Source organism: Streptomyces sp. NBC_00704 (assembly GCF_036226605.1).
Taxonomy (GTDB): Bacteria; Actinomycetota; Actinomycetes; order Streptomycetales; family Streptomycetaceae; genus Streptomyces.
The window spans coordinates 3,159,293-3,173,224 of record NZ_CP109000.1 but is presented as its reverse complement, the minus strand read 5'-3'; the positions used below and the strand labels follow the sequence as shown (position 1 = coordinate 3,173,224).

Here is a 13,932-nt window from a genome sequence, read left to right as displayed (position 1 = left end):
CGCGTCCCGCCTCTCGTGCGGCGCGGCCGGTCGTGGCGGGCGGGCGGGTGCGGGCGGGTGCGTTTACTTGGCCGCGGGCTTCTTCTTGGCCTTGGGGTCCGACGTGAAGGCCTCGTAGGCCTTGACGACGTCCTCCGCGGGGCCGTCCATGCGCAGTTCGCCGCGCTCCAGCCACAGGGCGCGCTCGCAGGTCTCCAGGATCGAGCTGTTGCTGTGGCTGACGAGGAACACGGTGCCGGCGTGCTCGCGCATCTCGCGGATGCGTTCCGCGGAGCGGTTGCGGAACTTGGCGTCGCCGGTGGCCAGGGCCTCGTCGATGAGAAGGACGTCGTGGTCCTTGGCGGCGGCGATGGAGAACCGCAGCCGGGAGCCCATGCCGGAGGAGTAGGTGCGCATGGGCAGGGAGATGAAGTCGCCCTTCTCGTTGATGCCGGAGAAGTCGACGATCTCCTGGTAGCGCTCCTTGATCTGCTCGCGCGTCATGCCCATGGCCAGGCCGCCGAGGTAGACGTTGCGCTCGCCGGTCAGGTCGCTCATCAGGGCCGCGTTGACGCCGAGAAGGGAGGGCTGGCCGTCGGTGTAGATCCTGCCGCGTTCCACGGGGAGCAGGCCGGCGATCGCCTTGAGCAGGGTCGACTTGCCGGAGCCGTTGGTCCCGATCAGCCCGATCGCCTCGCCCTTGTAGGCGACGAACGAGACGTTCCTGACGGCGTGCACGGTGCGCACGCCCGACGCCTTCTCGGCCTGCTTGCGGCGCACGATGCGGTTGAGGGCGGCGGTCGCGCTGCCCTTGCCGCCGACGGTGCCGTTGACGCGGTAGACGATGTCGACGCTGTCCGCGATGACGGTCGGGGACCGCTCGTCGACGGGCTCGGCGGGGGCGGTGCGGGGTGCGGTGTCGGTGATGTCAGCCACGGCCGTACGTCTCCTCAGCCTTCCAGAAGTAGATGAACCCGCCGACGCCGGCGAACAGCGCCCAGCCGGTGGCGACCAGCCACACGTGGGGCGGGAGCTGGCTCGCGTGGAAGGTGTCGATGAACGCGAAGCGCATCAGGTCGATGTAGACGGCGGCGGGGTTGGCCCGCAGCAGGTCGCCGAGCCAGGGCGGCATGCCGTGGTGCTGCTTGATCAGGTTCTCGATGCTCCACATCACACCGGAGATGTACATCCAGGTGCGCAGCACGAACGGCATCAGCTGGGCGATGTCGGGGGTCTTGGCGCCCAGCCGGGCCATGACCATGGAGACGCCGGCGTTGAAGACGAACTGCAGCGTCAGGGCCGGGATCACGAGGAACCAGGACAGCGACGGCGGGACGCCGACGGCGAGCAGGATGAACACCAGGGCGGCCATCGAGAACAGCAGCTGCTGCAACTGCTGGAGGCAGAACGAGATCGGCAGCGCGGCGCGCGGGAAGTGCAGGGCGCGCACCAGGCCGATGTTGCTGGAGATGGCGCGGGTGCCGGTCATGATCGAGGTCTGGGTGAACGTCCACACGAAGACGCCCGTGACCAGGAACGGGATGAAGTCGGCCACGCCCCGCTTGGTGTTCAGCAGCACACCGAAGATGAAGTAGTACACCGCCGCGTTCAGCAGCGGGGTCATCACCTGCCAGACCTGGCCGAGCTTCGCCTGACTGTAGGTCGTGGTGAGCTTGGCGGTGGCGAACGCGGTGATGAAGTGGCGGCGCGCCCAGAGCTGGCGGATGTACTCCGGCAGGGAAGGACGGGCGCCGCTGACCGTGAGGCCGTGCCGGGCCGCCAGGGCCGCGAGGTCGCCATGGGGCACGGCCTCGGTACGGGGCGGTGTGTGGAGGACCTGACTCACATCCGCTGCTTTCACTCGGGGGGAGGGGGCGCGGGCGTCCGGCACGACGTCGCACGACGTTTCCTTACGCTTTTCTTCACGTTTTCTTACGTCGGGACGGGTCCGTATCGTCGCAACGTGAGAGTAGGCCGAATCGACGTCGGGACGCAACCGTTTCGTCGTAACGCCCTATGCTGGTCGGCATGACGACTGACGCGACGAACGCCGACGGACCCCAGGTGCGCCCGCGCCGCAGGGCGCCCGCGGGCGCGGCCGTGCTCCGCGAGGATGTGACGGAAGCCATCCGGGCCGCCGTGTTCGAGGAACTCGCGACCGTCGGCTACGCACGGATGTCCATCGAGGGCATCGCCCGCCGCGCCGGCGTGGGCAAGACCGCGGTGTACCGGCGCTGGCGCTCCAAGCTGCACCTGGTCCTCGACATCGTCTCGGCCATCGCCGTGCAGGGCCTGCCCGCCCCGGAGACGGGCAGCCTGGAGGGCGACCTGCGCATGCTCTACGAACTGACCTCGCGCGCGCTGCGCCACCCGGTGGCCTCGCAGATCATCCCCGACCTCCAGGCCGAGGCGGCCCGCAACCCCGAGATCGCCGAGGCCCTGCAGAAGGCGCTGAAGGAGGGCCAGGAGGAGGTCGCCCTGAAGATCGTGGCGGCGGCCGAGCGGCGCGGTGAGCTGCGCGCCGGCCTGAACGGGGAACTGGCCCTCGACCTGATCTCCGGCCCGCTCTACTGGCGCTCGGTCGTCATCCGCAGCCCGAAGCTCCCCAAGGGCTACCTGGCCGCCCTGGCCCGGGCCACCTCGGCGGCGATCAGAGCCCTGTGACCGACGGCCCGGCCCCCCGCCGCGCCACCGCCTGCCCCCACCCCGCGAACCGCCGGCGGCGCCGAGCCCCTCGCGGTTCAGAGGGAGGCGGAGGTCCGGGTCCGGGGGGTGGTCCGGAGCTGGGGGCGGGTTCTCGTGACGGTGGGCGGCGGGGGCGGGGCGGTGCGCCACAGGCGCCGGTAGGAGAGGCAGGCGGCCCAGGTCAGCAGGCCGTTGCGGACGAGCATCAGGGTCGTGCCGGTCCAGGAACAGCTGATGACCTCCCAGTAGTGCATGGGGTAGATCAGCGTGCTGACCGCGGTCGCCGCCAGCAGCAGCAGGGCCACCGGGCGCTGGGTGGTGTGCCGTGAGGTCAGGCAGACGGCGGCCAGGCCGAGCAGCCAGATCATGTACTGCGGGCTGATCACCCTGCTGGTGACGGTGAACAGCAGGACGGCGCTCAGGGCGGCGTCGCAGGGCGTGGCCCGGGTGTGCCGGCGGGAGCGGACGCGCCACAGCACCAGCAGGGCGAGGGCCACGGCGGTGAGCGCCAGCGAGGCGTGGGCGACGGAGGAGACGTAGGGGCCGACGAACTCCATCGCGCCGTACCGGTAGCGGGCCGTGCCCGGCCATCCGGCGTGCGAGGCGAGGGAGAGGGCGGTGCCGCCCAGGGACTCGATCTGCACGCCCCGCGCGCCCTGTTGCAGCAGGAAGGACAGGGGGTCGCGGAACGCCAGGGCCAGGAGCGCCAGCGCGCAGGCTCCCGTCGTCGCCGCCGAACGCCACGCCGACCCGCTCTCGCGGCCCCGCGGCGTGCCCAGCAGCACCAGCGCCGGCCACACCTTCACCACCGCGCCGAGTGCGGCGAGCGCGCCGCCCGCGCGCGGGGAGCGCGACAGGGACGCGAGAGACAGCACGGCGAGGGCGGTGACCTGCACGTCGTAGCGCACGAGGGGGATGTGCAGCAGCAGCGGGAGTCCACCGGTCCACAGAGCCGCGCCGAGCAGGGAGCGGCCGGGGCGGGCGCCCGCGCGGGCCAGCGTCAGGAGGATCACGGCGTCGGCTGCGACGGTGAGGGCGACGAAGGCCTGGAAGTACGTCAGGCCCGGGAGCAGCGCGGGCGACAGCAGGACCGGGCCGGCGCCGGGCGGGTACTGCCACAGCGGGTCGTGCGCGGGAAGGTCGCCGTGGACGAGGACGCCGTACCAGCGGTGGTACAGGCCCCACACCTCGCGGGCCACCCGCCCGCCGCCCAGCAGCGGCGAGGCGCTGTGGACGAGCAGCCACAGCATCAGGGCGCGGGTGACGAGCCACGCGAGCGCGAGGGCCGGGAGGCGGCGGTGACGGTGCTTCGTGATGTCCATCACGGCGGATGGTAACCAGGATGACTGTCTCTTTTGCTCCATTGCATACCTAATGAGCCGTCAATCGCCATGATGGGCAGACATGCACCGCAGAATCGGCGCCGTGGTGTGTGGACGCTCGCAGAAGACAGCCCGTACCCGAGTCCTGGCCGTCGCCGTCCCCGCGGCCGTCATGTCCGCTGTCGGGCTGTGGGGCCTCGACCGCGGCGGCATGTGGCGTGACGAGGCCGTCACCTTCCAGGTCGCACGGCGCACCGTGCCGCAGATCTGGCGGTTGCTGCACGAGGTGGACGCGGTGCACGGCCTCTACTACCTGTTCATGCACGTCGTCCTCGCCGTCCGTCCGGGCGAGGTCGTGCTGCGGCTGCCCTCGGTCTGCGGCGCCGCCGCCACCGCCGCCCTGGTCGCCGCCCTCGGGGCGCGGCTGGCCCGGCCCCGCGTCGGCCTGTGGGCGGGCCTGCTGTACGCGGTGACCCCGCTCGCCGGCCACTACGCGCAGGAGGGCCGCTCCTACGCGCTGGTCGCGGCGGGCGCGGCAGGCGCGACGCTGCTGCTCGCCCGGGCGCTGGACGAGCGCGGGGACGCCGATGCCGGTGCGGAGGCCGATGCCGATGCCGATGCCGATGCCGACGCGAAGGCTTACGCCGGCGCCGGGGCCGTCGCGCGGGTGAAGTCCCCACGGCGGCGCGTCTGGTGGGCTTACGGCGGCCTCGTCGCGGTGACGTGTCTGCTGCACGAGCTGGCCGTCCTGGTGCTCTGCGCGCACGCGCTCACGCTCGCGCTGCTGCGCGCACCCCGGCGGGTGTGGGGGGCGTGGGCGCGGGCGGCCGGGGCGGCGGTCGTCGCCCTGCTGCCGCTGGCGCTGGTCTCCAGCGGGCAGTCCCAGCAGGTGGAGTGGCTGCCCGTGCCGGACTGGGAGAGCGCCGAGAGGCTGCTGCGCAACTTCGCCGCCGGTCCGGGCGGGCCGGTGTTCTGGGGCTGCCTCGCCCTGATGGCCCTGGGGCTGACGGCGGGGCGCACGGCGGCCTTCGCCGCGCCGCTGATGATCGTGCCGCCCGCCCTCCTGATGCTGATCTCGCAGGTCAAGCCGCTCTACCACGACCGCTACGTGCTCTACGCCCTCGCGGGGGCGCCGCTGCTGATCGCCGCCGGCGCCGACCGACTGGCCGCGCTCGCGGGCCGCAAGGCGCGCCCGTGGGCGGTCGCCGCGGCGGGCGCGCTCGCCGCGGCCCTGGTCTTCCTCGGCCTGCTCCCGCTGCACCGCGAGTACCGCACCCTGGCCCACCGGCCGGACGACCTCGCCGCCGTCTCCGCCCTGACGGCCCGTGAAGTCCGCCCCGGCGACCCGGTGCTGTTCCTGCCGTCCCTCGGGCGGCGGACGGCGCTCGCCTACCCGAACGGGTTCCGGGGGGTGCGCGATCTCGCGCTGCGGGCGGCCGGCCCGGAGTCGGGCACGCTGTACGGGCGCGAGGTCGGCCCCCGGGAGCTGCAACGCCGGCTCGCCTCGGTGAACCGGCTCTGGGTCCTGGCCGAGCCGTACGCGCTGCGCTCGCGCTGGTTCCCCGGCGAGCCCACCGAGCGACTCAAGCTCGTCGCCGTGGAGGAACGGTTCGTCCCCCGCTGGGAGGGCGAACGCGACGGCGTGACCCTCCGCCTCTACGTCCGCCGCCCCGCTACGGCGTCCCTTGCGCCTCCTGGGCGGTCGCCGAGTCCAACGCCGAGGTGAGCTCGTCCAGCCGCGCGCGCAGCGCGGCCAGCTCGGTCAGTTCGAAGCCGGTGGCGGAGACGATCCTGCGGGGCACCTCCAGCGCCCGCTCCCGCAGGTCCGCGCCCGCCGCGGTCGGCCGGACCTCCACCGAGCGCTCGTCGCGGGCGCTGCGCTCGCGGCGCACCAGACCGGCCGCCTCCAGCCGCTTGAGCAGCGGGGAGAGCGTGCCCGAGTCCAGGCGCAGGTGCTCGCCCAGCCGCTTCACGGGCAGCGGGCCCTGCTCCCACAGGACCAGCATCACCAGGTACTGCGGATAGGTCAGCCCGAGGTCCTTGAGGATCACCCGGTAGACGCCGTTGAAGGCGCGCGAGGCGGCGTGCAGCGAGAAGCAGATCTGCCGGTCCAGACGCAGCCAGTTCTCGGCGTGCTCGGCGTGCTCGGAGTGCTCGGAGTGCTCGGAGTGCTCGGCGTTCTCCTGGCCGACGGAGGGCTGTGGGGCGGTCATGTCTTCAGGGTAACCCTGCCGCGTCATTTGGTTGTGCCCAATTTAATTGTGTGCTCTACTTGTCTCCGTGAGGCGGCCGGACCGGGCCGCCGCAACGACCTGAGAGGGATGGTTTTCCATGGACGCGCTCTACACCGCTGTCGCCACCGCCACCCATGGCCGCGAGGGACGCGCCGTCTCCTCCGACGGCAAGATCGACCTGGCGCTGGCCATGCCCGCGGAGCTGGGCGGCAACGGTCAGGGCACCAACCCGGAGCAGCTGTTCGCCGCCGGTTACGCCGCCTGCTTCGGCAGCGCGCTGGGCCTCGTCGGCCGCCAGGCGAAGGTCGACGTCAGCGACGCCGCGGTGACCGCCGAGGTCGGCATAGGCCAGCAGGGTGAGGGCTTCGCGCTGAAGGTGACGCTGCGCGTCGAGCTGCCCGAGTCGGTGGACGAGGCGACCGGCCGCAAGCTGGTCGAGCAGGCCCACCAGGTCTGCCCCTACTCCAACGCCACCCGCGGCAACATCCCGGTCGACCTCGTCATCGAGTAGTCGCCATCGCGGACGTCATCGAGCAGTCGTCATCGAATTTGGGGGGGCGCCGGGCAGTGGCCGGCGCCGCCCGTTCGCCGGCAGTCGCCGGCCGCACGCCGGGGAGCGGATCCGCCCCCGGCGCTCGCGTTCCCCGGCGTTCGCTCCTTCCGGGCGTGCGCGTTCCCCGGCGTTCGCGTCAGTGCCGGCCCAGCTCCCGCTTGGATCGCCAGGCCGCCAGCAGCAGCGCGGGCAGTCCCACGAGCACCAGCCACACATGCCCGGCCGCCCCCTGCCGCAGCGGCTCGCGCAGCAGGTCCGTGCCGGAGCCCCCGGCCGGGGCGAGGGCGCCGACGGACCGTCGCAGGCACAGGGCCGTCGCCGGCGACACGGCGGTGAGCGCCCACCGGCCCGCCACCCCCCGCCCCTCGCGCTCCCAGCCCGCCACCAGCGTCGCCGCCCCGACCGCCGCCACGACGAACGTCACCGGGTCCACCACTGCGATCAGGGCGTACAGCGCGCCCAGCCAGGCGTACCCCCAGGGGCTTCTGAGGCCGCCGGGGCCGACGTAGCGGACGCGGCAGCGCACCGCTCCCGCGCGCGAGCCCGTCGCCGTCCACGCCCATAAGGTCAGTCCGACCGCGAACGCCGACCGGACGGCGAGCCCGCCCCCCGCCGCCCCGAGGGCCGCCCCGCCCGCGGACGGCCCCGTGAGGCGGCCGCCCCACAGCCAGGCCACGGCGAACAGGCCGAGGACCGGCGCCCACGGGCGGTCCGTCAGCATGCGGGTGAACCGGCCGGTCCCGGTGAGCAGCACCAGCAGGGCGGCCGGCCCGGCCACGGCCGCGCGGCTCGCCGGCTCGCGCCAGTACGCCAGCGACATCGCGAGCCAGAGCAGGGCGCCGAGGAGCCGGTACGGCGCCGGGCGCCGGAGGGGGCGGACGGTGGGGCGCATCGCTCGCGCAATCCCTCTCCCGGGGCCGTGTTCCCGGCGGCTGGGCCGCACGGTGGATCCCGACGCTCGTGACCACGACGCGGTTCATACCGGTCGATATCGTGCTGAAACGCATGATAGGCCAGGTGACCATGTGGAGAACCGACCGGCTCCGTCGACCGCCGTCCCCGCCCTCCCCTCCCTGTCCGCCGCCCCTGCCGTCCTCGCCGCCCCCGCCGTCGCCGTCGTCGCCGTCGTCCTCGGCATCCCTGACGTCCCTGCCGCCCCCGTCGGCTCCGTCGTCCCGGCCGAACGAGCGACGCGTCCTCCTGCTCTGGTTCTTCGTCCTCGCCCTGCTGTTCGCCGCCGCGCAGTCCGACCGGACGCAGGGCCGCGCGGTCATGGACACCCGCCAGTACCTGGCGCACAGCTACATGCTGCAAGGGCTCGGCCGCGAGGAGGCCTCCCGGCGGGCGCTGGACTACTTCTGCGACAGCGTGCGGGTCGGTTCGGCGCAGCGCGACAGCGCCGACCTCGCCCACTACCGCGAGCACGACGCCGGCCGGAGCGCCGAGCGGGAGTGCCGGCGGACGATGGGGGAGCGCGTCGCGCGCAACGCCCGGCGTGAGGACGTCACCGGGTACATGGCGCTCTTCAGCGACCCGCGGATGTCCGAGATCTTCGCGACCAGGCCCGGCTACCCCCTGTTCACCGTGCCCTTCGTCAGCGGGCTCGGGCCGGTCGCCGGCCTGTGGCTGGCCGCGCTCGTGGCGACCGTCGCGGGCAGCGGCCTCGTCGTGCTCGTCCTGCGCACGCTCGGGGTGTCCGTTCCCCTGGCCCTGACCGGGCAGGTGCTGTACTACGCGCTGCCGACGGGAAAGGAGGCGATGCTGCCCCAGTGCGAAGGGCTGCTGCTGTGCCTGCTGCTCGCCGCGCTCCTCGGCTGCGCCCGCCTGCTCCGGGGGCGCGTGGCGTCGGGGACGGCGATCGCCGTCCTGGCCTTCGCGGGCGCGGCGGTCGTCAAGTACGCGCAGACGCTGCTCGTCGTCGCCGGGATCGCCGTCATGGCGGCGGTGCTCCTGGGCGCGCGTCGGCTGCGCGGGGAGCGTCCGCCGCGCCCGGAGCGGGTGCTCCTCGTGACGGCGGCGGCGCTCGCCGCGGCGATCGAGCTGGTCGTCGCCGTCTTCGGGCTGCCCAGCACCGGGGAGAGCCTCCAGGAACTGCTCTCCGTGCACTACACGAGGAGTCCGGTCGGCGACGTGGGGCCCGAGTTCTGGCGGTTGAGCCTCGCCTTCTGGCGGGAGTGGCTGCGCGACGCGCTCACCCAGCCCCTGGTCCTGCTGCTGCTCGTCTGCGGGGCGTGGGGCGCCGTCCGCCACCACCGGCCGTTCGCCTGCGTGCTCGCCGGCATCGCCCTGGCGGGCCTGGCGAACCAGGCCGGGCACCCGGAGATGTCCGTCGGGCCCCGGCTGATGGTGATGGCGATGCTGCTGCCCGTGTGCGGGATCCCGCTGCTGCTGGAGAGCCATGTGCGCCGCCGCGTCGCACGGGGGCCGGAGCCGGACGCGGCCGGGCCCCCGCACGCGGACGACCGGCGCGTCCCGGCCCCGGCCGCCCGCTGACCGACGCTCAGCTGTACTCCGGCAGCCGCGCCGAGCGGCCGGCGGCCCCGGGGATCCTGACGACGGCGCCGGCGTCGTCGCCGCCCGCCGTGCCCGGCGCCTCGCCCAGCAGGACCCGCCGCACCACGCGTTCCGCGGCGCGGCCGTCGTCGAACTCGCAGAACCGCTCCCGGAACGCCGCCCGCAGCCGGGCCGACTCGGCGTCCCGCCAGGCCCCCGAGGTGAACGTCTTCACCAGCTCCTCGTCCGAGCGCGTCACATGCCCCGGCGGCTCGGCGGTGATGTCGAAGTAGGCGCCCCGGGCCGCCCGGTAGGCGGCCCAGTCGTCGGCGTGCACCACGATCGGCCGGTCCAGCAGGGCGTAGTCGAACATCAGCGCCGAATAGTCGGTGACCAGGGCGTCCGCGGCGAGCAGCACGTCCTCCACGTGCCGCTCGTCGGTGACGTCGATCAGCGCGCCGCGCCGGTGCAGGTCGCGCAACACCAGCGCCCGCTCGTGGTGCCGGGCCAGGCCGGGATGCAGCCGCACCAGGAGGCGGTGACCGGGAGCGAGCGAGGCGGCCAGGTTCTCCAGGTCCACCCGCCAGACGTGACGGCCCTTGCGGTAGTCGCGCGGGGTCGGCGCGTACAGCACGACCGTCTCCGACGCCTCGACGCCCAGCCGCGCCCGCAGCCGCGCGCCGCGCCCGTCCCCGCCCCGCACCAGGACGTCGTTGCGGGGGCTCCCGCTGCGCAGCGACGCGAAGTGACAGGGGTAGGCCCGCTGCCAGACCTCCTCGGAGTGCCGGTTGGCGACCAGGCTGACGTCCCAGCGGTCGCTGCGCCGCAGCATGCCGCGCACGTCGGCGCCGTGCCGGGCGCCCGGCCGGTCGAGGAGGTCCAGCGCCATGTACTTCAGCGGGGTGCCGCGGTGGGTCTGGACGTGCACCGACCCCCGGCGCTTCACCAGGTCGCCGGCCCAGTTGCAGTCGTTGACCCAGTGCTTGGCGCGGGCCATCACCCGGTAGTAGCGCCAGGACCCCGTCGTCACGAAGTCGGTCCCCGGCGGCACCCGGTCCACCGCGTCGGGATGGACGACCCACACCCCCCGCACGTGCGGGGCGAGTTCGGCGGCCCGCTCCTGGACCGCCAGCGGGTCGCCGGTCACCGCGCGGCTGTGCCCGGCGGAGTACACGGCGAGGGAGGAGTCCAGCGGCAGCCGCAGCTGGAGGCGGTACCAGCACCGCCTGACCTGCCGGGCGAGCGCCTCGCGCAGCCGGGCCGCCCTGCGCCCCGCCGCCAGGGAGCCGCGCCGCCACAGGCCGAGCCCCAGGTGGGCGCGGTGGTAGGGGGCGAGCCCCAGCAGCCGGATCTCCGCGCGGCGGCTGTCCGGCGGCGGCACGAAGCCCGGCGGCACATGCCGGCGGTAGAAGGCGCGGATCCGGCGGTAGAACTCCTTGCGGTCGCCGCGCAGCACCCGTTCGGGGCGGGCCACCGCGAACAGCATGTGGTCCAGCGCCCGTTCGAACAGCAGCGGCCGCGCCCAGTCGAGGCCGGGCCGCTCGGCGAGGTACGCGAACAGCCCCTCGTACTGCTCGAAGATGTCGAAGTGCCGGCGTCCGGGGGTCCGGGTGATCGCGCCCTGGCGTCGCTGCCGGTACTCGACGCCCACCCGGTCCAGACAGGCGATCCGCTCGGCCGTGACCATCGTCTGGTAGGTGACGGGCGCGTCCTCGTACAGCCCCGGCCGGTACTGGAAGCCGTGGCCGACGAAGAAGTCCCGCCGGTAGGCCTTGTTCCAGGCGACCAGGAACAGCCGCAGGTACTCGGGGTGCTCACGGACGGCGAAGGCGCCGGCGCCGGCCTGTTCGAGGAGGCCCGCGGCGTCGCTGCGGCCCGCCCGGCCCCACCAGTGGGTGCGGACGTGGTCGAAGACCAGGATGTCGGGGTCGCGGGTCGCGTCGAGCCGGTCGGCGACCGCGCGCAGCAGCCCGGGGGTGTAGCGGTCGTCGCTGTCGAGGAACAGGACGTAGTCGCCGGTGGCGTGCGGCAGGCCCGCGTTGCGGGCGCGGCCCAGACCGACGTTCTCCGGCAGGTGGACGGCCTTCAGCCGCGGGTCGCGCGCCGCGTACTCGTCGAGGATCGCTCCGCAGCCGTCGGGCGAGCAGTCGTCGACGGCGATCACCTCGAGGTCGGCGAACGACTGGCCGAGCACGGAGTCGAGGCATTCGCGCAGGAAGCCCTGCACCTTGAAGACGGGGACGATGACACTGAAGCGGGGCACGTGGGTCAGCTCCTCGGAGAGGTCGGCACGGCGGCGGGCGCGGGCGTACGCCGGGGGAGCGGGACGGCGGGCTCGATGCGCTCGGCCGGCTCCCCGAGCAGCACCCGGCGCACGACGCGCTCGGCGGCGCGGCCGTCGTCGAACTCGCAGAACCGGGCGCGGAAGCGGGCGCGCAGCCCGTCCGCCTCGGGGCCCGCCCAGCGGCCGGAGCGGAACACGTCGGCCAGCTCCCCGGGGGTGCGGGCGACCGGGCCCGGCGGGCAGGCGAGGAAGTCGAAGGTCACCCCGCGCGTCTCGCGGTACACGTCCCAGTCGTCGGCGTACACGACGACGGGACGGTCGAGGTTGGCGTAGTCGAACACGATCGACGAGTAGTCGGTGACGAGGGCGTCCGCCGCGAGGCAGACGTCCTCCGACGAGCGGTGCCCGGTGACGTCGATGATCCGCCCGTCGCGCGCGCGGGCCCGGTCGTCGTCGTGGAAGTAGTGGGCGCGCAGCAGGACGACGAAGCCGTCGCCGAGGGCGTCGCACAGCGCCCCGAGGTCGAGGCGGGTGTCGGAGCCGGCGTCGTGGTCGCGGTGGGTGGGCGCGTACAGGACCGCGGTGCGGCCCTCGGGCACCCCGAGCCGCTCGCGCGCCCGGCGCACGTCGTCCGCCGTCGCCGTGTAGTAGACGTCGTTGCGGGGGTAGCCGTACTCGAGCATCTCGTACGAGGACGGGAAGGACCGCTCCCACACCTCGGTGGACAGCCGGTTGGAGCTGAGGTTGTAGTCCCAGCGGTCGATCCGGCCGAGCAGCCGGTCGAAGCTGCCGGTGGCGGCGGCGACCACCGGGTGGTCGGCCTGCTCCACGCCCATCTTCTTCAGCGGGGTGCCGTGCTGCGTCGACAGGTGCACGCTGCCCCGGCGTTTGACGACGGCGCCCTCGAAGTTGGCGTTGTTGACGAGGTACGTGGCGCGGGCCAGCGCCTGCCAGTAGCGGCGGCTGCCGATGACGGCGTGCTCGACGCCCTCCGGCAGGGTGTGCTCCTGGCCGGCCTCGACGAGGAACACCGAGCGGATGTGCGGGGCGAGTTCGGCGGCCTTGGCGTGGATCGCGGCCGGGTTGCAGGCGTAACCGCGGCCCCAGTAGGCGCAGTACACGGCCAGGCCGGGGTCGAGGGGGCGCAGCAGCTGGCTGCGGTAGTACAGCCGGGTGCGCAGCGTGCGGGCGCGGGGCATCCGCCGGACGGCCGCCGCGGCCTTGCGGTTGGCGCCGCGCAGCGCCCGGAACGCGGTGTACGCGCCCGTCGCGAGCAGGCGGTGCTGCACGCCGAGGCTGCCGGCGGGGCGGCGGTATCCGGCCGGGCGGTGCCGCCGGTACAGCCTGCCCGCGCGCCGGAAGAAGGCCCGGCGGTGCCCGGCCAGCCGGGTGGGGTGCGCGGCGGTCTTCAGGGCGGCCGCGAAGAGCTGCTCGAACAGCGGGCCCGACCGGTCCTCGGACAGTCCCGTGTCGGCCGCCCGCGTCAGCACCAGCTCGATCTGCGCCAGCAGGTCCATGTGGTGGGCGCCCGGCTGATTCAGCGGGTCGCCCTGGCGCCGCAGCAGATGCCGTACGACGACCGACCGCAGCACCGCGACCCGGCCCGCGTGCACGCCGGCCAGCCCGGCGAAGCCGACGTCGGTGAAGTGCCCCTCGGGGAAGACGAGTGCGTGTCCGTCGAGGAACGACCTTCGGTAGAGCGTGCCCCACACCGGCAGCCGCACCCCCGTCACGTGGGGGGCCTCGACGGGGGCGAACGCGTCCTTCGGCGCCGTCGCCAGCAGCGCCGCCGCCGGGTTCGTGGCCTCGCCCTCCCACCAGGGGACGCGCTCGTGCTCGGCGTACAGGACGTCCACGTCGCCGGTCTCGGCGAGACGGGCGTCCAGCGCCGCCAGGGCGCCCGGGGCGAGGGTGTCGTCGCCGTCGAGGAACAGCAGGTACGTCCCGGTCGCCGCCCGCATCCCGGCGTTGCGCGCTCCGGCGAGGCCCTGCGACGGCCGTGACCGCACGGGCGTCACCCGGGCATCGCGCCGCGCGTGGCGGGCGGCGACGGCGGCGGCGACCGAGTCGGGCGCGTCGGCGACCGCGATGACCTCGACGTCGTCGTAGGACTGGGCGAGGACGGAGTCCAGCGCCAGGGACAGCCGGCCCTCCCCCACTCTCGTGTCCACACGGCCGGGGGGACCCCCGTCCCCGTAGGACGGGACGATGATGCTGAAGCGGGGCATGCTGTTCTTTCTGTGTCGGGTCGTGTGGTGTCGGGTCGGGGCGGTGCCTGGTGCTCAGGCCGTACGACCGCGGCCGGGGCGCCCGGTCGGGCGCCAGGTGGACGGCCTGGTCGGGGTGGGCCGTGACGAACCGGTGGGCATGCGGACTCCCGTG

Annotated in this window: 11 protein-coding genes; 4 read left to right on the top strand and 7 right to left on the bottom strand. The window is 74.1% G+C overall.

What is annotated here, in order from left to right:
- Positions 1–63 precede the first annotated feature (63 nt).
- Positions 64–915, bottom strand: a complete 852-nt coding sequence (locus OG802_RS13870) for an ABC transporter ATP-binding protein (protein WP_443055240.1) — start codon at positions 913–915, stop codon at positions 64–66.
- A complete protein-coding gene (locus OG802_RS13865) occupies positions 908–1,825 on the bottom strand; it encodes an ABC transporter permease (RefSeq protein WP_329410522.1) in 918 nt (305 codons plus the stop codon). Before OG802_RS13865 ends, OG802_RS13870 begins: the two co-directional genes overlap by 8 nt.
- Positions 1,826–1,995: 170 nt before the next feature.
- Here OG802_RS13865 and OG802_RS13860 point away from each other — a divergent pair, with 170 nt between their 5' ends.
- Positions 1,996–2,643: a TetR/AcrR family transcriptional regulator gene (locus tag OG802_RS13860; RefSeq protein ID WP_329410520.1), complete on the top strand. Its 648-nt coding sequence runs from the start codon at positions 1,996–1,998 to the stop codon at positions 2,641–2,643.
- A gap of 77 nt (positions 2,644–2,720) precedes the next feature.
- Here OG802_RS13860 and OG802_RS13855 read toward each other — a convergent pair whose 3' ends face one another.
- A complete protein-coding gene (locus tag OG802_RS13855) occupies positions 2,721–3,986 on the bottom strand; it encodes a glycosyltransferase family 87 protein (protein WP_329410518.1) in 1,266 nt (421 codons plus the stop codon).
- 172 nt (positions 3,987–4,158) lie between these two features.
- On the opposite strand from OG802_RS13855, the gene OG802_RS13850 reads away from it, so the two are divergent.
- Positions 4,159–5,712: a glycosyltransferase family 39 protein gene (locus tag OG802_RS13850; protein WP_329417052.1), complete on the top strand. Its 1,554-nt coding sequence runs from the start codon at positions 4,159–4,161 to the stop codon at positions 5,710–5,712.
- On the opposite strand, the gene OG802_RS13845 is transcribed toward OG802_RS13850, so the two are convergent.
- Positions 5,660–6,199, bottom strand: a complete 540-nt coding sequence (locus OG802_RS13845) for a MarR family winged helix-turn-helix transcriptional regulator (RefSeq protein ID WP_329410516.1) — start codon at positions 6,197–6,199, stop codon at positions 5,660–5,662. The two genes, OG802_RS13850 and OG802_RS13845, sit on opposite strands and share 53 nt — an antisense overlap.
- A 118-nt stretch (positions 6,200–6,317) precedes the next feature.
- Between OG802_RS13845 and OG802_RS13840 the strand changes: the two genes are divergently transcribed.
- Positions 6,318–6,731: an organic hydroperoxide resistance protein gene (locus tag OG802_RS13840; RefSeq protein WP_329410514.1), complete on the top strand. Its 414-nt coding sequence runs from the start codon at positions 6,318–6,320 to the stop codon at positions 6,729–6,731.
- Positions 6,732–6,909: 178 nt separating this feature from the next.
- On the opposite strand, the gene OG802_RS13835 is transcribed toward OG802_RS13840, so the two are convergent.
- A complete protein-coding gene (locus tag OG802_RS13835; RefSeq protein WP_329410512.1) occupies positions 6,910–7,665 on the bottom strand; it encodes a hypothetical protein in 756 nt (251 codons plus the stop codon).
- Positions 7,666–7,790: 125 nt separating this feature from the next.
- On the opposite strand from OG802_RS13835, the gene OG802_RS13830 reads away from it, so the two are divergent.
- Positions 7,791–9,266, top strand: coding sequence for a hypothetical protein (locus OG802_RS13830; RefSeq protein ID WP_329410510.1), 1,476 nt, complete (start codon positions 7,791–7,793; stop codon positions 9,264–9,266).
- 7 nt (positions 9,267–9,273) lie between these two features.
- On the opposite strand, the gene OG802_RS13825 is transcribed toward OG802_RS13830, so the two are convergent.
- Positions 9,274–11,529 (bottom strand): bifunctional glycosyltransferase/CDP-glycerol:glycerophosphate glycerophosphotransferase, encoded by a 2,256-nt coding sequence (locus OG802_RS13825; RefSeq protein WP_329410508.1) that lies wholly within the window; start codon positions 11,527–11,529, stop codon positions 9,274–9,276.
- Positions 11,530–11,534: 5 nt separating this feature from the next.
- On the bottom strand, positions 11,535–13,778 hold the full coding sequence (locus OG802_RS13820; RefSeq protein ID WP_329410506.1) for a bifunctional glycosyltransferase/CDP-glycerol:glycerophosphate glycerophosphotransferase: 2,244 nt from the start codon (positions 13,776–13,778) through the stop codon (positions 11,535–11,537).
- Between the last annotated feature and the right edge of the window lie 154 nt (positions 13,779–13,932).